This is a genomic window from Saccharothrix luteola (assembly GCF_020859565.1).
Classification (GTDB): Bacteria; Actinomycetota; Actinomycetes; order Mycobacteriales; family Pseudonocardiaceae; genus Actinosynnema; species Actinosynnema luteola.
The window spans coordinates 223,833-243,579 of the sequence record NZ_JAJHUO010000003.1; the positions used below are offsets into that span (position 1 = coordinate 223,833).

The following is a 19,747-nucleotide window of genomic DNA, read 5'->3' on the forward strand; positions in this document are numbered from 1 at the left end:
GTCGATTTGACATGGTGCCCGTAAGGGCCCATGTCAAATCGAGCCTCGGTGGGGAGGTTGCGGGTCCGTTGTGGGCGGTTGGGTGAGGGCCTCGGGGGCGTGGTGGGGTTTGGGGTCGTTCGGTTTGCCGTGTGGCCGGTTTACCTCTGCGTTGCCAGGGCTTGGGGGAGCGGGTCGTAGCGGCTGAACCGGCGGGTGTAAGTGCCGGTGCCCGAGGTCAGGGAGCGCAGTTCCACGGCGTAGCGGAGCAGTTCGGTGGCGGGGACCTCGGCGCGGATCACCGTGTAGCCCGGGCTTTCCGCCTCCGTGCCGAGCACTCGGCCGCGTCGGCTCGACAGGTCTCCCAGCACGGTGCCGAGGTGGTCGTCGGGCAGTCGCACGGTCACCTCGTCGACGGGTTCCAGCAGGCACGTCTTGCCGTTCGCGGCGGCCTCCTTCAACGCCAGCGCGCCGGCGGTCTGGAAGGCGGCGTCCGACGAGTCGACCGAGTGCGCCTTGCCGTCCACCAGCGTGACGCGGACGTCCACCACCGGGTGGCCGCCGGACAGGCCGCGTTCGAGCTGGGCCCGCACGCCCTTCTCCACGCTGGGGATGAACTGGTTGGGCACCGCGCCGCCGACGATCTTGTCCACGAACTCGAAGCCGGACCCGCGCGGCAGGGGGTCGACCACGATGTCGCACACCGCGTACTGGCCGTGCCCGCCGGACTGCTTCACGTGCCGTCCGTGGCCCTTGGCCTGGCTCGCGAACGTCTCCCGCAACGCCACCCGCACCGGCTCGGTGTCGACCTCCGCGCCGCCCGCGCGCAGCCGCGCCAGCACGACGTCCGCGTGCGCCTCGCCCATGCACCACAGCACCAGTTGGTGGGTCTCGGCGTTGCGCTCCAGCCGCAGCGTCGGGTCGCCCGCGACCAGCTTGCCCAGGTTGCGCGCCAGGTTGTCCTCGTCGCTGCGGCTGCGCGGGACGACGGCCACCGGCAGCAGCGGTTCCGGCATCTCCCACGGTGCCATCAGCAGCGGCTTCTCCGGCGCGGACACAGTGTCGCCGGTCTCGGCGGAGCCGAGCTTGGTCAACGCGCACAGGTCGCCGGCCACGCAGTACGGCACCTCGCGCAGGTTCGCGCCCAACGGCGAGTAGACGTGCGCCACCCGTTCGTCCACGTCGTGGTCCTCGTGACCGCGGTCGGCCATGCCGTGGCCCGACACGTGCACCGGGCGTTCGGGGCGCAGCGTCCCGGAGAACACGCGCACCAGCGACACCCGGCCCACGTACGAGTCGACCGCCGTGCGCACGACCTCGGCCACCAGCGGGCCGTTCGGGTCGGCCGCCAGGCGCGGCTGCGGGATGCCGTCCACGCCGGTCACCTCGGGCAGCGGGTGCTCCAGGGGAGAGGGGAACGCGCGGGCGATGCCGTCGAGCACCTCCGGCAGGCCGAGGCCCGTCACCGCGCACACCGGCATCACGGGGTGGAACGAGCCGCGCGCGACCGCCGTCTCCAGGTCCGCGACGAGCGTCGCCTGGTCGATCTCCTCGCCGCCGAGGTAGCGGTCCATCAGGGTCTCGTCCTCGCTCTCCGCGATGATCCCCTCGATGAGCGCGTTGCGCTCCTCCTCGAAGCGGGGGTCGTCGGTGGTGAGCAGGTTGACCAGCCCGTCGCCGTCGGGAAGGTACAGCGGCACGACGCCCGCGCCGAACGCCGCCTGGCACGCGGCGATCTCTCCCGGCACGTCGGCGCGCTGGTGATCGGTGCGGGCGACCACGACCGCCCGCGGCATGCCGACCATCGCGCACTCCTCCCAGAGCGCGACCGTGGCCGGGTCGACGCCTTCCGCCGCGCTGACCACGAACAGCGCCGCGTCGGCCGCGCGCAGGCCGGCGCGCAACTCGCCGACGAAGTCCGCGTAACCGGGCGTGTCGATCAGGTTGATCTTGATGTCGCCGTGCTGGACCGGGGCGACCGCGAGGCCGACCGATCGCTGCTGGCGCACCGCGGCGGGGTCGTGGTCGCACACCGTGTTGCCCTCGGTGACCGATCCTGGTCGGGTCAGCACGCCGGTGCTGGCGAGCAGGGCCTCGGCGAGCGTCGTCTTGCCGGAGCCGGACGGGCCGACCAGCACGACGTTGCGGACCTTGGCCGGGTCGTCCACAGCGACCGCGCCTGCCGAGTGGCCGTTGTCGGAGTGTTTGCTGCCCATTGGGACCACCCTCCACAAGTATTTAGTGTTCGATCTCACACCCGTGGGGCGCGGGGGACAACCCCAAGCGGCCACACCCAACCCGGCAGGAGGAATCCGGACGGAGACCGCCCCCACCTCCGCCGCACGTCGGCGCGTCGGTGGGTGGCGTACGCCACTACCTGCGAAGGAAGCGGAAGTGGCCTGCCGAGAACGTGCCTGATTGGCATGCTTCGGCGGTCCACGTCGGCCGTACCATGGGTGGTGTTCGCCCCCTACTTCGAGAGAGGCTGGTCGTGACCACTTCACCCGACGCCGGCACCCAGGTCACCGGCACTTCCCGCGTCAAGCGGGGCATGGCGGAGATGCTCAAGGGCGGCGTGATCATGGACGTGGTCAACGCCGAGCAGGCCAAGATCGCCGAGGACGCCGGCGCCGTCGCCGTCATGGCGCTGGAGCGGGTGCCCGCCGACATCCGCGCGCAGGGCGGCGTGTCCCGGATGAGCGACCCGGACATGATCGACGGCATCATCTCCGCGGTGTCGATCCCGGTCATGGCCAAGGCCCGCATCGGCCACTTCGTCGAGGCGCAGGTGCTCCAGGCCCTCGGCGTGGACTACATCGACGAGTCCGAGGTGCTGACCCCGGCCGACTACGCCAACCACATCGACAAGTGGCAGTTCACCGTGCCGTTCGTGTGCGGTGCGACGAACCTGGGCGAGGCGCTGCGCCGCATCACCGAGGGTGCGGCGATGATCCGCTCCAAGGGCGAGGCCGGCACCGGTGACGTCTCCAACGCCACCACGCACATGCGCAAGATCCGCGCGGAGCTCCTGCGGTTGCAGAACCTGCCCGCCGACGAGCTGTACGTCGCGGCGAAGGAGCTCCAGGCTCCGTACGAGCTGGTCCGCGAGGTCGCCGAGGCGGGCAAGCTGCCCGTCGTCCTGTTCACCGCGGGCGGCATCGCCACGCCGGCCGACGCGGCGATGATGATGCAGCTCGGTGCTGAGGGCGTGTTCGTCGGTTCGGGCATCTTCAAGTCCGGCAACCCGGCGCAGCGCGCGGAGGCGATCGTCAAGGCGACGACGTTCTACGACGACCCGGACGTGATCGCGAAGGTGTCGCGCGGCCTCGGCGAGGCCATGGTCGGCATCAACGTGGACGAGATCCCGGAACCCCACCGCCTGGCCGAGCGCGGCTGGTGAACCCGACGTGACCGCGGCCCGCCGGACCACCGGCGGGCCGTTCGTCGTATCAGGAGACCAGGTACACCTCGATGTCGACCTGGTGCCCGTTCGAACCGGCCAAGTTGGCTTCGGTGGTCACGAGGGGCACACCCAGTTGCTCGGCGAGGGCGACGTAGAACGCGTCGTGCGCGCTGATCGATCCCCGCAGGCTCCAAGCCCGCTGGCTCAGCCCTCGCAGCGGGAACCGCTCGACTGGGGACGTGCGGATGAACGAGAACGCCGTGGTGGCTTCTCCACCGGACGACTCCTTCCGGCGCTCCATGCGGCGCAAGACCGCCAGCGCTTCCGCGTCGAGGAGGGCCGGTGCGGCCGCAGTCGAGTTCGACAGTCGCCGCAAGAGCATCCGGTCGGGCGCCTTGTTGGCCACGACCTCGATGAGCACCGAGCAGTCGACCACCATGTCGAAGGCCGTCACTCGTCCTCCTCGCGGACCTCGCGGATGGTTCGCTGGATGGTTTCGCCGTCGACTCCCCAGCCGCGGTCGGTGGCGGCCCGTGTCCATTCCTCCATCGTGGGCCTGTTGGCCATGTCCACGAGGTGGTTCCTGAGGTAGGCGGTGAGCGACATCCCGCGGGCCCCGGCACGGGCTTGGAGCGTGTCGACCACGTCGGCGGGCACGTCGCGGATGTGGACCGGCTTCGTGTCGCGCTCGCTCATGTCCTCGACTGTAGGTGGCGCGGTTGCTGTCTGCATGCAAGATCTACCGGCCGATCGGCTGCCCGCCTGGATCGCTCGACCGTGCGTTCTAGACGTGCTCCGAGACCAGCAGGGCGGTCGTACCCCGTTCGAGTGCCTGGGCCGTGTGCGGGACGTCGCCCGGGTAGAGCAGGTAGTCGCCCGGACCCAGTTCGATCGGCTCGGTCTGCGGGCCGGCGAGCAGGCGGCCCGTGCTGACGATCACGTGTTCCACGGTTCCGGGCATGTGCGGCTCGGACTCGCGGGCCGGGCCAGGCTCCAGTTGGAGCATGTAGATGTCACGCCGGGCGCCCGGCGGGCACGAGGCGAGCAGGGTCGCGGTGTAGTGGGCGCGTTCCGAGTAGATCGCCGGACCCTCGCCCGCGCGGATCACCCGGATGCGCGGCGTCGGCGGGTCGACCAGGCGCGAGAACGGCACGCCGAGCGCGACGCCGAGCGCCCAGAGGGTCTCCACGCTGGGGTTTCCGCTCGCCGACTCCAGTTGGGACAACGTGGACTTCGCGATCCCCGCCCGCTTGGCCAGCTCGCTCAACGACAGCCCGACGCGCTCGCGCTCACGGCGCAGCGAGGCGGCGATGACGTCGAGCGGCGCCCCTGTGTTCGACATGACAGTCCAATCGTTCGGCTTGACGAACGTCTTGTCACTGTTCATCGTAAAAGACGATGCGTTCGACATGGCGAACCCTTGATGCCGAGCTGCTGCGTGACGTCGCCGCGGTAGCCGCCGGCGCCGCGGTCAGCGGCGCCTCGTTCGGCGCGATCTCCACCGGCGCGGGCCTGCCGTGGTGGCTGCCCGTGGTGATGTCGCTGCTGGTCTTCGCGGGCGGTTCGCAGTTCATGGCGGTCGGTGTGGTCGCGGCGGGCGGCAGCCCGGCCGCCGCGGTGCTGGCCGGGCTCCTGCTCAACGTCCGCCACCTGCCGTTCGGCCTGGCGGTCGGCGGCGTGCTCGGCAAGGGCCTGCTGCAACGGCTCGTCGGCAGCCACCTCTTGATCGACGAGACGACCGCGTTCGCGCTGGCCCAGAGCGACCCGCGCCGGGCCAAGGCCGCCTACTGGTCGTGCGGCGTCGCGCTGTTCATCGCCTGGAACGTCGCCGTGGTCGCGGGCGCGCTGGTCGGCCAGAACATCGGCGACCCGGCCGCGTTCGGGCTGGACGCGGCGTTCCCCGCGGCCCTGCTCGCGCTCCTGCTGCCCGCGCTCAAGGACAAGGCCACCCGGCACGCCGCCCTGCTCGGCGCGGCCCTCGCCCTGGCCGCCACGCCGTTCCTGCCCGCCGGCGTCCCGGTGCTGTTCGCGCTCGGCGGCCTGCTGATCACCGCACGACAGGAGGCCAAGCCGTGACGCTGACCGCGGTCCTGGTGCTCGCCGCGGGCACCTACGCGTTCCGCCTGGCCGGGCCGCTGCTGCGCGACCGCCTGACGCTGTCGGACCGGGTCAAGCTGCTGATGTCCACCTCGGCGACCGTCTTGCTGTTCGCCCTGGTCGCCACGACCACGCTCACCAAGGGCCAGGGCTTCGCGGGCCTCGCCCTGCCGATCGGCGTCCTGGTCGCCGGTGTCGCGGCGTGGCGCAAAGCGCCGTTCGTCGTCGTGGTCGTGCTGGCCGCCGTGACGACCGCGGGCCTGCGGTTCGCCGGCGTGTTCTAGAGGTACTCGCGCAACCGGCCGGCCAACCGGTGACGGTCCTGGGGCGCGCCGAAGTCCGGCTCGGCGCCGCCCGTCCGGCCGGCCAGCACGTCGTCGACGAACTGCGCCACCTCGTCCGGCGGCGGCACGAGCGGCAGGCCGAGGTGCGCCACGACGACCGGCTTCTCGGTCGGGTCGGTCTCCACCGCGATCGACCAGCCACGCCGCTCGTTCCACAGCAGCATCAGGTCGCGCCCCGGCCCTTCCAGGCCGAGGTACGCGGTGGCGGTGTCGCTGACCTCGAACTCGGTGCCCTCGGGCGGCACGCCGATCTCCTCGGCCACCGCTCGCACGTACCGGGCCAATCCGAGGCTGATCAGCGCACTCTCATCCATACCTCTCATTCTGGACCTTTCCACGCGCTCCCGACCGCTCATCCGGCGATCGGGGCCGTGAGCCATGTCTCCGGGATGCCGAACGCCTCCACCAAGACCCGCGCGTGCGGCCGCAACCGGCCGCACAACTCGTTCACCGCCTGGGACACCGCCTTCGCCCGCTGCGGCGTGAGCCGGCCGTGCTCCAGGAACCACGCCCGGTCCGCCTCGATCGTGCTCAACGCGTACAGGTCGCACACCTCGTCCAGCAACCCCTTCGCCTCCGCGTCCGCGCACCGGTCCACCGCCGCCACGAACGCCTCCAGCACCACCCGGTCCACGTGGGCGCGCGCGGCGTGCAGCACGTGGTCCTGCGCGGCGTTGAACACGTCGAACGCGTCGTCCCGCGACGCGCGCCGCAACCTCCGGGCCAACCCCTCCAGCACGTGCCTCTCGCGGTCCTCGAACTGCCGCACCTGCCAACCCCGGTCCAGCAACGCGTCCGAACTGCCCGACACCAACCGGTCGATGATCGCCCGCGCCGCCGTCCGCTCGATCACCACACCCACCGCCTGGTCCGCCACGAACCGCGCCATGCCCCACGGGTCCAGGTCTCCGACGTGATCGCGATAGCTGGTCAACAACCCCTTCGCGACCAACTGCAGCAGCACCGTGTTGTCACCCTCGAACGTCGTGAACACATCGGTGTCCGCCTTCAACCCGGCGATCAGGTTCTCCGACAGGTAACCGGCCCCACCGCACGCCTCCCGGCACGTCTGGATCGTCTCCGTCGCGTGCCACGTGGCCACCGCCTTCAACCCCGCCGCCCGCGACTCCAACTCCCGCTGCTGCCGGTCGTCCGCCACGTCGTGCAGCGCCGACACCAGTTCCTCCTGCGCGAAGTGCAGCGCGTACGACTTCGCCAACGCCGGCAACAACCGCCGCTGGTGCGCCAGGTAGTCGAGCACCACGACTTCCTCACCCGTGTCGGGCCGCGTGAACTGCCTCCGCGCCTCGCCGTACCGGACGGCCAACGCCAACGCCTTCTTCGTCGCACTACCCGCACCACCGGCCACACTGATCCGCCCCCGGACCAACGTGCCGAGCATGGTGAAGAACCGCCTGCCCTCACCCTCGATCGGGCTGGAGTACGTGCCGTCCGGCGCCACGTCCCCGTACCGGTTGAGCAGGTTCGCCCGGGGCACCCGCACCCGCTCGAACCACAACCGCCCGTTGTCCACGCCGTTGAGCCCGGCCTTCGGCCCGCAGTCCTCGATGCGCACACCCGGCATCGGCGCTCCGTGCTCATCGCGAATCGGCACGAGCACCGCGTGCACCCCGTGCGTCACACCACCCGTCACCAACTGCGCGAACACCACCGCCATCCGCCCGTCACGCGCCGCGTTGCCGATGTAGTCCTTGCGCGCCGACGGGTCCGGCGTGTCGACCACGAACTCCTCGGTGTCCGGGTCATACGTAGCCGTGGTGCGCAAGTGCTGCACATCCGACCCGTGCCCCGTCTCGGTCATCGCGAAGCAACCGGGCAACTCCAACCCCATGATCGCCCGCAAGTACCGCTCGTGGTGCCCCACCGTCCCCAACGCCTGCACCGCACCACCGAACAACCCCCACTGCACCCCCGCCTTCACCATCAACGACAGATCGCCGAACCCCAGGACCTCGAACGCCACCACCGACCCACCGACATCGTCCCGCCCGCCGTACTCGGCCGGAAACCCGATCAACGGGTGCCCACCGTCCGCCAACACCCGCATCTGCTCCCAGACCCAGGCCCGGTACTCCTCGCGCCCCAGCTCACCAGCCGGCTTCACCCCACCGAGCAACTCCAACGAGCCACGGCGCAACTCACCCCACCGCCCGTCCAGCAACTCCCGCACCGCTTCAACTCCACCCACAGTGATCCCCATACCCCCTTGCTAACACAGCTCAACCCCACCGGCCCGCCGAGAACACCCCACCCCGTCCACTGGCACGCCCTTCCCTCAAAAGGAGGGCTTCGTGTCATCCCGCCGACCTGGCTCCGCCCCACCGCGCGTGTCAAGGGGCTGTGCGTCCCTTACCCCAGCCGGACAGCGAAACCCGTCATCCTGCTGATCTGCCCATCCGGCGAGGACAGCTTTTAATCTCTCAAGCCCTTACTCTGAACGGAGTAACACACCCCACCCTCCGGGCGACCCCATCAGTGGAACCTGTCACTCCGGAGGCAACCCATGACGTTCCGTAACCACCCCAAGCCAGTCACGGCCATCGCCGCGCTCGCACTGACCGCACCACTGCTCGTGACCAGCCCCGCCATCGCCGACCCCAACAACAACTCACCGGCCAAACTCACCAAGGCCGTCACTCTCGACGGCGTGCTGCGCCACCTCGACGCGTTCCAGGCCATCGCCGACACCCACGGCGACCGGGCCGCCGGCCGGCCCGGCTACCGGGCATCGGTCGACTACGTCGTCGACACCCTGACCACCGCCGGCTACACCCCGACCGTGCAGCAGTTCGACTTCCCCTACACGGAGGAGAAGTCCGAACTCGAACAACTCGCGCCCGTCCCCACCACCTACGTCGTCGACCGCGACTTCACCCGCAACAACTTCACCCCGACGTTCGTCGGCGAAGCCGCCGCACCGGCCTACCCGGTGGACGTCGTCATCCCGCCCGGCCCGACGCCGAACTCCAACAGCAGCGGCTGCGAGGCCGCCGACTTCTTCGGCTTCCCGATCGGGGGCATCGCGCTGCTGCAGCGCGGCACGTGCGGCTTCGCCCAGAAGACGCTGAACGCCCAGGCCGCGGGCGCGTCCGGCGTCGTCCTGTTCAACGAGGGACAGCCGGGCCGCACGGGTCTGTCCACGCCGATCGGCGACACCCCGGGCCTCGCGATCCCGGTCGTCTTCGCCACCTACGCGGTCGGCGAGGCGCTCGCCACCAACGTTCCCCGGATCGTCCGGGTGAAGGTCGACTTCTTCTCCGAACCACGCCCCGCGTGGAACGTGTTCGCCGAGTCGCACGAGGGCTCGGCCGACAACACCGTGATGGCCGGCGCGCACCTCGACAGCGTGCAGGCCGGCGCCGGGATCAACGACAACGGCACCGGTTCCGCCGCGCTGCTGGAGACCGCCGTCCAGATGGCCAAGGTCAAGACCGACAACCTGGTCCGGTTCGCGTGGTGGGGCGCCGAGGAGGAAGGCCTGCTCGGCTCCGAGCACTACGTCGCCACCCTGCCGCAGGCCGAGTTGGACCGGATCGCGCTGTACCTGAACTTCGACATGGTCGGCTCGCCCAACTACTTCAACGGCGTCTACGACGGTGACAACTCCAGCGGCACCGCCCCGCCCGGGTTCATCCCGCCAGGCTCGGCGGAGATCGAGGACGTGTTCGAGAAGTTCTACGCCGACCGCGGCGTGCCGTCGGAGGACACCGAGTTCTCCGGCCGGTCCGACTACGGCCCGTTCATCCAGGTCGGCATCCCGGCCGGTGGCCTGTTCACCGGCGCCGAAGGCATCAAGACCGCAGCTCAGGCGGCCCGCTACGGCGGCGTCGCGGACGTCGCGTTCGACCCGTGCTACCACCAGCCGTGCGACAGCCTCACCCCGGTCGACGACGGCGCCGACCCCGCGCTGTACGCGCAACTGGACGCCGTCTACGACCTGCGCGGCAACGTCAACGCGGTGGCTCTGGACGTCAACTCCGACGCCATCGCCACCGCGGTCATCACCTTCGCCTTCGACACGCCGACCGTGAAGAGCGTGCGCAAATCCCACTCAGTGCGCATCACCTCCTCGGGATCGCGCACCACCTCCTGAAGAACCCACCCGTCACCTACTCACCACCCGCCGGCGGCACGGTGTGCTTCCGGACGTGCTGGAACAGCAGGTTCGTCTGCACCTCGCTGACCTCCCGGCGGGTGGTGAAGCGGTCCAGCACCAGGCGCTGCAGGTGCGCCGTGTCCGACACCGCGACGTGCACCAGGAAGTCCTCCGGCCCCGCCACGTGCGACATCGCCAGCACCTCCGGCAACGTCAGCACGTAATCCATGAACGGCTCCACGATCGCCCTCGTGTGCGGCCGGACCCGCACCGCGATGATCGCCTGCACCGGCCGTCCGATGGCGGCCAGGTCGACCTCCGCGTGGTAGCCGGTGATCACGCCGCGCTCGCGCAGCGACCGGTGCCGGACCACGCACGTCGACGCCGCCACGTTGACCCGGTCCGCCAAGTCCTTGTTGGGCAGCCGAGCGTCCTTCTGGAGCTCCTGCACGATCGCCGCGTCCACCGAATCCAGCACCGCAAAACCCTCCCACCGCCGAACGACCTGCGGAACTTACCCGCACCAGCCGACGATAAGTCCAAGATTCGCGCATGACCCGGTTGCGAACGACGGCGGTGCACGGTGGGCGCGACGATCTCGCCGACCTGGGCGTGCACGCCCTGCCGATCGACCTGTCCACCACCTACCCGATCCCGGACCAAGCCGAGGGCGGCCACGCGCTGCAACACCTCGCCGAGGGCGCGGCGCACGCCGCCTCGCCGGTCTACTCCCGGCTGCACAACCCGACCGTGGCCCGGTTCGAGCGGGCCCTGGCGACGTTGGAGGGCACGTCGGCCGCCGTGGCGTTCGGCAGCGGCATGGCCGCGGTGACCGCCGTGGTGCAGGCCGCGTGCGTGCTGACCGGCAAGCCGCACGTGGTCGCCGTGCGCCCGATCTACGGCGGCACCGACCACCTGCTGTCGTCCGGTCTGCTCGGCGTGCGCACCACCTACGCGACCGCCGACCGCGTCGCCGACGCGATCACCCCCGACACGGGCTTGGTGGTCATCGAGACACCGGCCAACCCGAACCTGGACCTGCTCGACATCGCCGCGATCGTCGCCCGGGCGGGCGGCGTCCCGGTGATGGTGGACAACACGTTCGCCACGCCCGTGCTCCAGAACCCGGCCGCTCTCGGCGCCACCTACGTGCTGCACTCCGGCACCAAGTACCTCGGCGGGCACGGCGACGTGCTCGGCGGCGTCGTGGCGTGCGCCGAGGAGCACGCCGGGCCGTTGCGCCAGATCCGGATCATCACCGGCGCGGTGCTGCACCCGCTGGGCGGCTACCTGATGCACCGGGGCCTGGCCACGCTGCCGCTCCGCGTCGAGGCGGCCCAGCGCAGCGCGATCGACCTGGCCGCACGGCTCGACGCGCACCCCGGCACCGGCCTGGTCCGGCACCCGAGCCTGCCCGGCGCCGACCCGGCCGGCCTGATCGGCACGCAGCTGCGCGGTCCGGGCGCGGTGCTGGCGTTCACCACCCGTGAGGACCCGACCGCGGTCGTGCGCAGGCTCGAGCTGATCACGCCCGCCGTGAGCCTCGGGTCGGTCGACACGCTCATCGAGCACCCCGCCGCGTTGACGCACCGACTGGTGCCCGACACCGCGCGCGAGGCGTCCGGCGTGCCGACCAACCTCCTGCGCCTGAGCGTCGGACTGGAGGACGTCGAGGACATCTGGGACGACCTCGACCGCGCCCTCTCCGGATACGACCGCACCCTCTCCGGGCATTGTGAAGAGGATTACATCAAGTCTTCCTCAAGCGATTTCCGAGAACGGGCCGTCAGCCACTAGCGTTTCGCCGTCATGGTGTGAACCGGGCGCGCGCAGTCGGCCCCCGTCGAGTGCTCCAATCGAGCCGATCGGCGGCCGGACCTGCTACAACAGGCCACCGCGCGCTTCGGTTCGCGCCATGTCGCGAAGCCGGTGAACGCGATGGATGATTCGGCTTTCCGAATTCCTGCGCGCACTGACCGGTCCCCGACCGGATCAGTGCCGACCGAACGGGACCGAACTGGTGCCAACCGGACCAGTACCGGCCGAATCGGACCGAACCGGACCTTGGGGGCCCGGACTCGACCCGGCACCCGGATCGCGTCGCCGCTTCCCCGTGCTCGCCGCGCCATCCTCCGCTCCGCGGCGCGGGCGAGCCGCCCGAGCCCGTCGTTCGACAGCCCACCAGGCCGCCGAACGGGTCGCGGCGCGCGACTGGCGCGCCGCGGGAAGACCGAACGGCCGGGCGGGTGCCACGAGCACCCGTCCGGCCCGGTCACCTAGGCTGGTGGCAGTTCACCTAGGAGGAAACCCAGCCGTGTCCGTCGTCGGTGTCCTCGCCCTCCAGGGCGACGTCCGTGAGCACCTCGTCGCGTTGGCCGAGGCCGACGTGCTCGCCCGCCCGATCCGCCGGCCCGAGGAGTTGGCCGAGGTCGACGGCGTGGTGCTGCCGGGCGGCGAGTCGACGACCATCAGCCGGCTGCTCGCCACGTTCGACCTGCTCGAACCACTGCGCGCCCGGATCAAGGAGGGCATGCCCGCCTACGGTTCGTGCGCCGGGATGATCCTGCTGGCCGACCGGGTCCTGGACGGGCGGCCCGACCAGCACCAGCTCGGCGGGCTCGACATCGTGGTGCGGCGCAACGCGTTCGGCAGGCAGGTCGATTCCTTCGAGGCCGAACTCGACTTCACCGACGTGGGCGAGGTGCACGCGGTGTTCATCCGCGCCCCGTGGGTGGAATCGGCGGGATCGGACGTGGAAGTACTCGCCCGGGTGCCCGAAACGGAAGACGCCGGAGAGGCCGCCGGTAGGATCGTCGCGGTTCGGCAGGGGCACGTGCTCGCCACCTCGTTCCACCCGGAACTGACCGGCGACGGGCGGGTGCACCGCCTTTTCGTGGACATGGTCCGTGCCGCGGGCTGAGTATTCGACGGAGGAAAGATGAGCGGCCACTCAAAGTGGGCGACCACCAAGCACAAGAAGGCCGCAATCGACGCCAAGCGCGGCAAGCTCTTCGCGCGGCTGATCAAGAACATCGAGGTGGCGGCCCGCACCGGCGGTAGCGACCCCGACGGCAACCCGACCCTGTACGACGCCATCCAGAAGGCGCGGAAGAACTCCGTGCCGCTGGACAACATCGAGCGCGCCCGCAAGCGCGGCGGTGGCGAGGAGGCCGGCGGCGCGGACTGGCAGACCATCATGTACGAGGGCTACGGCCCCAACGGCGTGGCGGTGCTGGTCGAGTGCCTGACCGACAACCGCAACCGGGCCGCGTCCGAGGTCCGCACCGCGATGACCCGCAACGGCGGCTCGATGGCCGACCCGGGCTCGGTGGCGTACATGTTCACCCGCAAGGGCGTGGTCATCGTGCCGAAGGGCGACCTGTCCGAGGACGACGTGCTGATGGCCGTGCTCGACGCGGGCGCGGAGGAGGTCAACGACCTCGGCGAGAGCTACGAGGTCGTGTCCGAGGCCGGTGACCTGGTCGCGGTGCGCAAGTCCCTCCAGGACGCCGGCTACGACTACGAGTCGGCGGAGGCGAACTTCCTGCCGTCGGTGACCGTGCAGCTGGAGGCCGAGGGCGCGCGGAAGATCTTCAAGCTGATCGACGCGCTCGAGGACTGCGACGACGTGCAGAACGTGTTCGCGAACTTCGACGTCTCCGACGAGGTCATGGCCGAGGTCGACTGAGCCCGACCTCCGGATCCGACCTCCGGGCCGGCCTTGAACCCGACGGCCCCTTCGCGGCAGTTGCCGCGGCGGGGCCGTCGCCGTCCCGACCTGTCGTCCGACCGGGGCACGTCGCGGCCGCGCTTATGCGGGGTTGACGCCCGCAACGGGCACAATGGCCGGGTGTCGAACCCCTCCGCCCCCTCCGTCCAGGACATCAACCTGCGCAACTGGCTGTTGACGCAGGCCGAGCAGCACGGTCACGCCGTCGTCACCGTGCCCGAGGACGACGAAGGCGCCGGCTACTCGTTCTCCGTCGGCGCGTGGCGCCGGTTCGGCGTCGCCGAGGCCGTGGTCCTGGGCCTGCCGCCCGAGCACGCGCAGGTGCTCATCCGCGCGTACGTCGACCGCGCCAGGCGTGGCGAGCGGTTCGTGCCCGGTCGGCTCTACTACGACTTCCTGGGCGGTGTGCCGGTCACGTTCGAGCGCGTCTTCAAGGGCTTCTACCCGGAGTTCTTCGGCAGCGCGTTCCTGCTCTACGGCAAGGGCGACTTCGCCGCCCTCCAGATCATCCTGCCCACCGCGGACGGCAAGTTCCCGTGGCACCACGACGCGCCGATGGGCTTCGGCGACTGGCAGCTGCTGCTGACCGAGAGCGGCCGGCCGGAGAGCTGGGAGCCGGGCGTCACCGGTCCCTGAGCGACCCCACCAGCACTGTTCGGCACCGTCCGGGCCCCGCCGCACCACGCGGCGGGGCCCGACGTCGTTGTCCGGGAAATGTTGTCAGGGCAACGCCCACCGACCGCTGACAACGTCCGAGGGCTATCAATGGCCTGTGCGTCGACTGTCGGGGGCTACGCACACCGCGAGGGGGAGGTGCGCCCCGTCCCGCGTAGTCGGGGAGCTGCGCGGGGCGGGGCGCGCGCGACGAGGCTTGGTCACGGGGGCCCCGCCCGTGCCAAGGAAGAGGCCGTGGGGGAGAGCCTCCGATGGGCTCTCCCCTCGGTGCCCACCACCATCCGAACCGCGATCAGCCGAACGATCACGTGACCGGCCACTACCGGATTGGCCGTCCCTGCCCGGCAGCCACCGCGACCGCCGGCTCCACCGCCCGCTACGGCGTCCGGCCGAGCAGCGCGACGAGCCGGGTCTGCGGGTCCGCGTTGTCGGGCACCGGCACCGGCGGGTCGAACAGCCCGCTCGCCGCCCACGCCCCCGCGTTCGGCTCCATGTACTCCAGCACCGCCTCGGCGAGGTCCGGGTCGATCCGGTCGTCCGCCCCGATCGCCCGCGCCAGGTCCCAGGCGTGCACGGCGAGGTCGGACGTCATCTGCCAGCCGTACTCGACCGCCGTCGCCTTGCCGTAGCTCAGGTGCACGGGCTTGAGCAGCGCTTTCGGCGCGATCCACGCCTCGCGAGCCGCGGCTGCCGCCAGCACCCACGAGTGCAGCGGGTCGTGGCCGAGTTGGTCGCCGTCGAACCGGTCGCCGACCTGCTCGATCGTGCAGCCGGCCAGCAGTTCCGGCGCCCACAGCTGCTCGTGGACCAAGTGGTTGACCAGGTCGTGGACCGACCACTCCTTGCAGGGTGTGCCCCAGTCCCACTGCTCGGGGCGCACCAAGCGCACCCGCGAGTCGAACTCCGTCATCGCGCGTCCGTGAGCCTCGATCAGATCCACCCCACGAGTGCACCAAACGTTGAACCGGCCCGCACCCCGAGGCTGTGCGATAGGCCACTCGGGCGTATCGGGATTTCATCCCGTACACCCGTACGGCGTAATGTGGCCCGGTCTGCCGACGGTGACATCGTTGACACAGGAGGAACACGTGAGCGCCACGAGCGCCGTCTCCACCCCGCAGCGGGGCTTCTTCGGTCATCCCCGAGGACTGTCGACGCTGTTCTTCACCGAGCTGTGGGAGCGCTTCTCCTACTACGGGATGAAGGCGATCCTCGCCTACTACCTGTACCGGTCCACCGCCGAAGGCGGCCTCGGGCTCGACCAGAGCTTCGCGTTGTCGTTGGTCGCCATCTACGGCGCGTCGGTCTACATGTCCGGCGTCGCGGGCGGTTGGCTGGCCGACCGGGTGCTCGGCGGGCAGCGCGCCGTGTTCTACGGCGGCGTGCTGATCATGTTCGGGCACATCGCGCTGGCGCTGCCGATCGGCCTGGCGGGCGTCTACACCGGTCTGATCCTGATCGTGCTCGGCACCGGTCTGCTCAAGCCGAACATCTCCACGGTGGTCGGCGGCCTGTACGACCGGCAGGACCCGCGCCGCGACTCCGGCTTCACGATCTTCTACATGGGCATCAACCTCGGCGGCTTCCTCGCGCCGCTGGTGTGCGGGTTCCTCGGCGAGACCTACGACTGGCACCTCGGCTTCGGCGCCGCGGCGGTCGGCATGGCGTTGGGCCTGGTCGTCTACCGGCTCGGCCAACGCGGTCTCGGCGACTCGGCCTCCGCGCCCCCGTTCCCGCTGCCCGCCGAGGAGCGCGGCCGGGTGATCGGTCGGATCGTGGGCGTGGCCCTCGGCTCGGTGGCCGTGGTGGCGCTGCTGGTCGTGCTCGGGGTGCTCGGCGCGGAGGGCGTGATCAACCTGATCAGCCTGCTGTCGGTGCTGCTGCCGATCGGCTACTTCACCGTGATGATCCGCAGCCCGCGCACCACGCCGGTGGAGCGGTCGCGGGTGATCGCCTACATCCCGCTGTTCATCGCGGCGGCGATGTTCTGGCTGCTGTTCGAGCAGAGCGCGACGGTGATCGCCGCGTTCGCCGACACCAGGGTCGACAACTCGTTCCTCGGGTGGGTGTTCCCGCCGTCGTTCATCCAGTCGATCAACCCGGTGATGATCATCGCGGTGGCGCCGCTGTTCGCGCTGCTGTGGGTGAAGCTGGCCAAGCGCCAGCCCTCGACGCCGCGCAAGTTCGCCTACTCGTTGCTGCTGGTCGGCCTGTCGTTCCTCCTGATGATGATCGCGAGCCAGGGTGACCCGTCGGTGCGGGTGAGCTTCCTGTGGCTGGTGCTGATGTACCTGGTCATGACGTGCGGCGAGTTGCTGCTGTCGCCGGTGGGCCTGTCGGTGACGACGAAGCTCGCGCCGCGCGCGTTCGCCTCGCAGACCATGGGCCTGTGGTTCCTGGCCACGGCGGCGGGCTCGGGCGTGGGCGCGATCGTGGTGCGGTTCTACAGCGACGAGAACGCCGTGGCGTACTTCGGCGTGCTCGGCGCGGTGGCGATCGGCCTCGGTGTGGCGCTGGTCGTCGCGACGAAGTCCATCCACCGGTTGATGCGGGGCGTGGACTGACCTGACCCCGTTCGGTGAGGGGCGCGGCGCACGCCCCTCACCGGACGGTCATCCGGACCCCGCTACTTGAACGCCGCGGCGTTGCGCGCGGCCCAGTCCGCGAAGGATCCGGCGGGGCGGCCGAGGACCCGTTCGACGTCCGGGCGCACCCGCTGCTCGTCGGCGGACGGCGTGCCGAGGACGCCGAGGGTGGCGTCCGCGACCCGCTCGGGCATGAACCGCAGCATCTGCGCCCGCGCCTCCTCCCGGGTCTGCTCGACGAACCGCACCGGCTCGCCCAGCGCGTCCCCGATCGCCGCGACCTGCTGCCGCGGCGTGACGGGCTCCGGCCCGGTCAACACGTACGTGCTGCCGCCGTGACCCGCCTCCCGCAACGTCACGGCCGCGACCGCGGCGATGTCGTCCGGATCGACGGCCGGCAGCGCGACGTCCGCGAACGGCGCCGCGGCCACCCGCTGCTCGCGGATCGTCGCGGCCCAGGCGAAGGCGTTCGAGTCGAACGCGCCGGGCCGCAGCACGGTCCACTCCAGCCCCGACCGCTTGACGGCGTCCTCCAGGTCGGGGGAGTGGCGCAGCGTCTCGACTCCCTGCGAGGACAGCAGCACCACCCGCCGGACGCCACCGGCCCGCGCGCGGTCGAGCGCATCGGCCACCACGGTCCCGTCGCCACCCGCCGACAGCCAGTCTCCCGATGTCAGCAGGAACAACGACTCCGCACCGTCGAACGCGGGCTCCAGGCCGGCCGGCCGCATCAGGTCCGCCCGCACGTGGCGCACGCCCTCGGGCATGTCCCGTGCCGAGACCCCGCGTGACACGGCGGTCACCCGCTCACCCGCCTCGACCAGCGCCCGCACCAGCGTCCGCCCGACGTTCCCGGTCGCACCGGTCACCACGATCATGATCACTCCCCATAGGCCGGGTTCTGCTTGCCCGAGGGAAGTTACTGTCCTGGATATAGTAGGTACCTAGAGGAAAGTATTGGCGGAAGGGGCTTGTTGTGACCAGTGGCACAACCCGGGCGGCGGTCGACCCGGAGCAGGCCTGTCCGATCGCGCCGGTGGTGGACATCGTGTTCAGCCGCTGGACGACCCCGATCCTGTGGGCCCTGAACGAGTTCGGGCGGCAGCGGTTCGTGGAGCTGTCGCGCCGCATCACCACGATCACGCCCAAGGTGCTCACGCAGCGGCTGCGGCAACTGGAGCGCGACGGGCTCGTCGAGCGCACCTACCACGCCGAGGTGCCGCCCCGCGTGGAGTACGAGATCAGCGAGCTCGGGCGGAGCCTGGCGCCGTTGTTCGCACACCTGGCCGAGTGGTCCGCGGTGAACCTGGAGAAAGTCGAGCGGGCGCGGCAGGACCACGACGCCAAAGAACACGTGGGTGGCCGCAGAAATCCGCAATAGTGCGGAAAGGACGCAACGACCCGCCGCGGCGGCGGTGCGGCGGGTCGACGCGCGAGTACAGCATGCACCACATTCCTGAGGCTCAGCTGATGGTTTCCACGATCGGGTGGTGTTTTTTCGCGCCCGTGGTGACCGGAAGCCTCGCCGCACCCCGGATGACGCGCGATGGACGGCGGTGCACGCGACCCGCCGCTTTCAGGTCCGGGAACCGGCGGAACAGGCCGCGCAGGGCCGCCGCGCCCTCCATCCGGGCCAGTCCCGCGCCGAGGCAGTAGTGGATCCCGGACGAGAACGCCAGGTGCTCCCGCACGTCCGCGCGACCGGGGTCGAACCGGTGCGGGTCGGCGAACACCGCCGGGTCGCGGTTCGCCGCCGCCAGCATCAGCATGATCGGCGTTCCCTTGGGCAGCCGCGTACCGGCGACCTCGGTCGTCTCGAACGGAACCCGCACCGTGTACTGCACCGGCGGGTCGTGGCGCAGCGTCTCCTCCACGACGGCGTCGGCGTAGCCGGGGTCGGCGAGCAACCGCTCGCGGACCTCGGGGTGCCCCAACACCTCCAGCACCGAGTTGCCGATCAGGTTGACCGTGGTCTCGAACCCGGCCACCAGCAGCAGTTCCGTCGTGGCGATCAGGTCTTCGCGGGTCAGGTCGTCGTGCGCCACCAGCGCGGACACGATGTCGTCGCCGCCCGGGTGCCGCCGCCGGTGCGCGATCAGGTCGTCCAGGAACGCCTCGAACTCCCGCAACGCCTCCTGCAGCGCCTTCAGCCCGCGCAGGTCCCGCACGCCGTCGAGCGCGTTGACCAACGCGCTGCCCCACCGGGCGAACGTCGCGTGGTCCGCGCCCGGCACGCCGAGCAGGTCGGCGATCACCTGGATCGGCACCCTGGCCGCGAAGTCCCCGACGAGGTCGAACGTCCCCCGGTCCGCCACCTCGTCCAGGTACTCGTCGACCACCCGCTCCACGGTCGCCGCCTGCGCGCGCAGGCCGCGCGGCGTGAACCAGGGCGCGACCAGCCGCCGCAACCGCGTGTGGTCGGGTGGGTTGAGCACCAGGAACGACTCCTCGACCGGGTTCACCAGCCGCCGTCCGTCGGGCTGGAGCGACGAGTCCACCGGCGACAGCGCGCCCGCGGACAGCGGCCCGAACCCGGGATCGCGCAGCAACTTCGAGGACAACTCGTGCGAGGCGGTGAGGTACAGCCCCATCTTCGTCTTCACCAGCACGCCCTGGCGGCGCACCGACTCGTACACCGGGTAGGGGTCGCTGGTCGGGTTCTCCCCGAGCAGTCGGGCGGCGGGATCGCCGAGGAGGGCTTGGGCCCGGACGATGGTGCGCCCCAGGAACAGCAGCGTCGCGTTCTTCACCGTGGACGGCATGCCACCACGGTGGCCTGAACGCGAGAAAGGTTCAAGCCGGGCGCGGCGAACCCCG

At 70.8% G+C, this 19,747-nt stretch carries 20 protein-coding genes; 10 read left to right on the forward strand and 10 right to left on the reverse strand.

Annotation, left to right across the window (positions count from 1 at the left end):
- Positions 1-140 precede the first annotated feature (140 nt).
- Positions 141-2,195, reverse strand: a complete 2,055-nt coding sequence (locus LNK82_RS04420) for an elongation factor G-like protein EF-G2 (RefSeq protein ID WP_230565624.1) — start codon at positions 2,193-2,195, stop codon at positions 141-143.
- A gap of 236 nt (positions 2,196-2,431) precedes the next feature.
- Between LNK82_RS04420 and pdxS the strand changes: the two genes are divergently transcribed.
- Entirely contained in the window at positions 2,432-3,379 is a 948-nt protein-coding gene (gene pdxS / locus LNK82_RS04425) for a pyridoxal 5'-phosphate synthase lyase subunit PdxS (protein WP_372470398.1), read from the forward strand.
- A 49-nt stretch (positions 3,380-3,428) separates the two neighbouring features.
- Here pdxS and LNK82_RS04430 read toward each other — a convergent pair whose 3' ends face one another.
- The 3 genes from LNK82_RS04430 to LNK82_RS04440 all read right to left on the reverse strand — a co-directional run bounded on the left by LNK82_RS04430 (position 3,429) and on the right by LNK82_RS04440 (position 4,724).
- Positions 3,429-3,836, reverse strand: a complete 408-nt coding sequence (locus tag LNK82_RS04430; protein ID WP_230565625.1) for a type II toxin-antitoxin system VapC family toxin — start codon at positions 3,834-3,836, stop codon at positions 3,429-3,431.
- Complete coding sequence (locus tag LNK82_RS04435) at positions 3,833-4,078, reverse strand: antitoxin (protein WP_230565626.1); 246 nt, start codon at positions 4,076-4,078, stop codon at positions 3,833-3,835. The genes LNK82_RS04430 and LNK82_RS04435 overlap by 4 nt, the downstream gene beginning before the upstream one ends.
- Before the next feature lie 88 nt (positions 4,079-4,166).
- Complete coding sequence (locus tag LNK82_RS04440) at positions 4,167-4,724, reverse strand: helix-turn-helix domain-containing protein (protein ID WP_230565627.1); 558 nt, start codon at positions 4,722-4,724, stop codon at positions 4,167-4,169.
- A 56-nt stretch (positions 4,725-4,780) separates the two neighbouring features.
- Here LNK82_RS04440 and LNK82_RS04445 point away from each other — a divergent pair, with 56 nt between their 5' ends.
- Positions 4,781-5,458, forward strand: coding sequence for an AzlC family ABC transporter permease (locus LNK82_RS04445; RefSeq protein WP_230565628.1), 678 nt, complete (start codon positions 4,781-4,783; stop codon positions 5,456-5,458).
- Positions 5,455-5,763, forward strand: a complete 309-nt coding sequence (locus LNK82_RS04450) for an AzlD domain-containing protein (RefSeq protein WP_230565629.1) — start codon at positions 5,455-5,457, stop codon at positions 5,761-5,763. The genes LNK82_RS04445 and LNK82_RS04450 overlap by 4 nt, the downstream gene beginning before the upstream one ends.
- Here LNK82_RS04450 and LNK82_RS04455 read toward each other — a convergent pair.
- The gene (locus tag LNK82_RS04455; RefSeq protein ID WP_230565630.1) at positions 5,760-6,137 is read right to left on the reverse strand and encodes a DUF6292 family protein; all 378 of its coding nucleotides are present in this window, start codon (positions 6,135-6,137) and stop codon (positions 5,760-5,762) included. The two genes, LNK82_RS04450 and LNK82_RS04455, sit on opposite strands and share 4 nt — an antisense overlap.
- A gap of 38 nt (positions 6,138-6,175) precedes the next feature.
- Positions 6,176-8,044 (reverse strand): acyl-CoA dehydrogenase family protein, encoded by a 1,869-nt coding sequence (locus tag LNK82_RS04460; protein ID WP_230565631.1) that lies wholly within the window; start codon positions 8,042-8,044, stop codon positions 6,176-6,178.
- Positions 8,045-8,347: 303 nt separating this feature from the next.
- On the opposite strand from LNK82_RS04460, the gene LNK82_RS04465 reads away from it, so the two are divergent.
- The gene (locus LNK82_RS04465; protein WP_230565632.1) at positions 8,348-9,937 is read left to right on the forward strand and encodes a M28 family peptidase; all 1,590 of its coding nucleotides are present in this window, start codon (positions 8,348-8,350) and stop codon (positions 9,935-9,937) included.
- Between the two features lie 16 nt (positions 9,938-9,953).
- Here the strand turns inward: LNK82_RS04465 and LNK82_RS04470 are convergent, their stop codons facing one another.
- Entirely contained in the window at positions 9,954-10,418 is a 465-nt protein-coding gene (locus LNK82_RS04470; RefSeq protein ID WP_230565633.1) for an Lrp/AsnC family transcriptional regulator, read from the reverse strand.
- Between the two features lie 74 nt (positions 10,419-10,492).
- Here LNK82_RS04470 and LNK82_RS04475 point away from each other — a divergent pair, with 74 nt between their 5' ends.
- The 4 genes from LNK82_RS04475 to LNK82_RS04490 all read left to right on the forward strand — a co-directional run bounded on the left by LNK82_RS04475 (position 10,493) and on the right by LNK82_RS04490 (position 14,306).
- The gene (locus tag LNK82_RS04475; protein ID WP_230565634.1) at positions 10,493-11,737 is read left to right on the forward strand and encodes a trans-sulfuration enzyme family protein; all 1,245 of its coding nucleotides are present in this window, start codon (positions 10,493-10,495) and stop codon (positions 11,735-11,737) included.
- A gap of 517 nt (positions 11,738-12,254) precedes the next feature.
- Positions 12,255-12,860: a pyridoxal 5'-phosphate synthase glutaminase subunit PdxT gene (gene pdxT, locus LNK82_RS04480; RefSeq protein WP_143192976.1), complete on the forward strand. Its 606-nt coding sequence runs from the start codon at positions 12,255-12,257 to the stop codon at positions 12,858-12,860.
- Positions 12,861-12,878: 18 nt separating this feature from the next.
- A complete protein-coding gene (locus LNK82_RS04485; protein ID WP_230565635.1) occupies positions 12,879-13,628 on the forward strand; it encodes a YebC/PmpR family DNA-binding transcriptional regulator in 750 nt (249 codons plus the stop codon).
- 162 nt (positions 13,629-13,790) lie between these two features.
- Entirely contained in the window at positions 13,791-14,306 is a 516-nt protein-coding gene (locus LNK82_RS04490; protein WP_230565636.1) for a DUF4262 domain-containing protein, read from the forward strand.
- Positions 14,307-14,721: 415 nt separating this feature from the next.
- Here the strand turns inward: LNK82_RS04490 and LNK82_RS04495 are convergent, their stop codons facing one another.
- On the reverse strand, positions 14,722-15,255 hold the full coding sequence (locus LNK82_RS04495) for a TIGR03086 family metal-binding protein (protein WP_230565637.1): 534 nt from the start codon (positions 15,253-15,255) through the stop codon (positions 14,722-14,724).
- A 178-nt stretch (positions 15,256-15,433) separates the two neighbouring features.
- Between LNK82_RS04495 and LNK82_RS04500 the strand changes: the two genes are divergently transcribed.
- Positions 15,434-16,909, forward strand: coding sequence for a peptide MFS transporter (locus LNK82_RS04500; RefSeq protein ID WP_230565638.1), 1,476 nt, complete (start codon positions 15,434-15,436; stop codon positions 16,907-16,909).
- Positions 16,910-16,971: 62 nt separating this feature from the next.
- On the opposite strand, the gene LNK82_RS04505 is transcribed toward LNK82_RS04500, so the two are convergent.
- Complete coding sequence (locus LNK82_RS04505) at positions 16,972-17,808, reverse strand: NAD(P)H-binding protein (RefSeq protein WP_230565639.1); 837 nt, start codon at positions 17,806-17,808, stop codon at positions 16,972-16,974.
- A gap of 98 nt (positions 17,809-17,906) precedes the next feature.
- Between LNK82_RS04505 and LNK82_RS04510 the strand changes: the two genes are divergently transcribed.
- Positions 17,907-18,311: a winged helix-turn-helix transcriptional regulator gene (locus LNK82_RS04510; protein WP_230565640.1), complete on the forward strand. Its 405-nt coding sequence runs from the start codon at positions 17,907-17,909 to the stop codon at positions 18,309-18,311.
- Between the two features lie 82 nt (positions 18,312-18,393).
- Here LNK82_RS04510 and LNK82_RS04515 read toward each other — a convergent pair whose 3' ends face one another.
- The gene (locus tag LNK82_RS04515; protein WP_230565641.1) at positions 18,394-19,692 is read right to left on the reverse strand and encodes a cytochrome P450; all 1,299 of its coding nucleotides are present in this window, start codon (positions 19,690-19,692) and stop codon (positions 18,394-18,396) included.
- Positions 19,693-19,747: the final 55 nt, after the last annotated feature.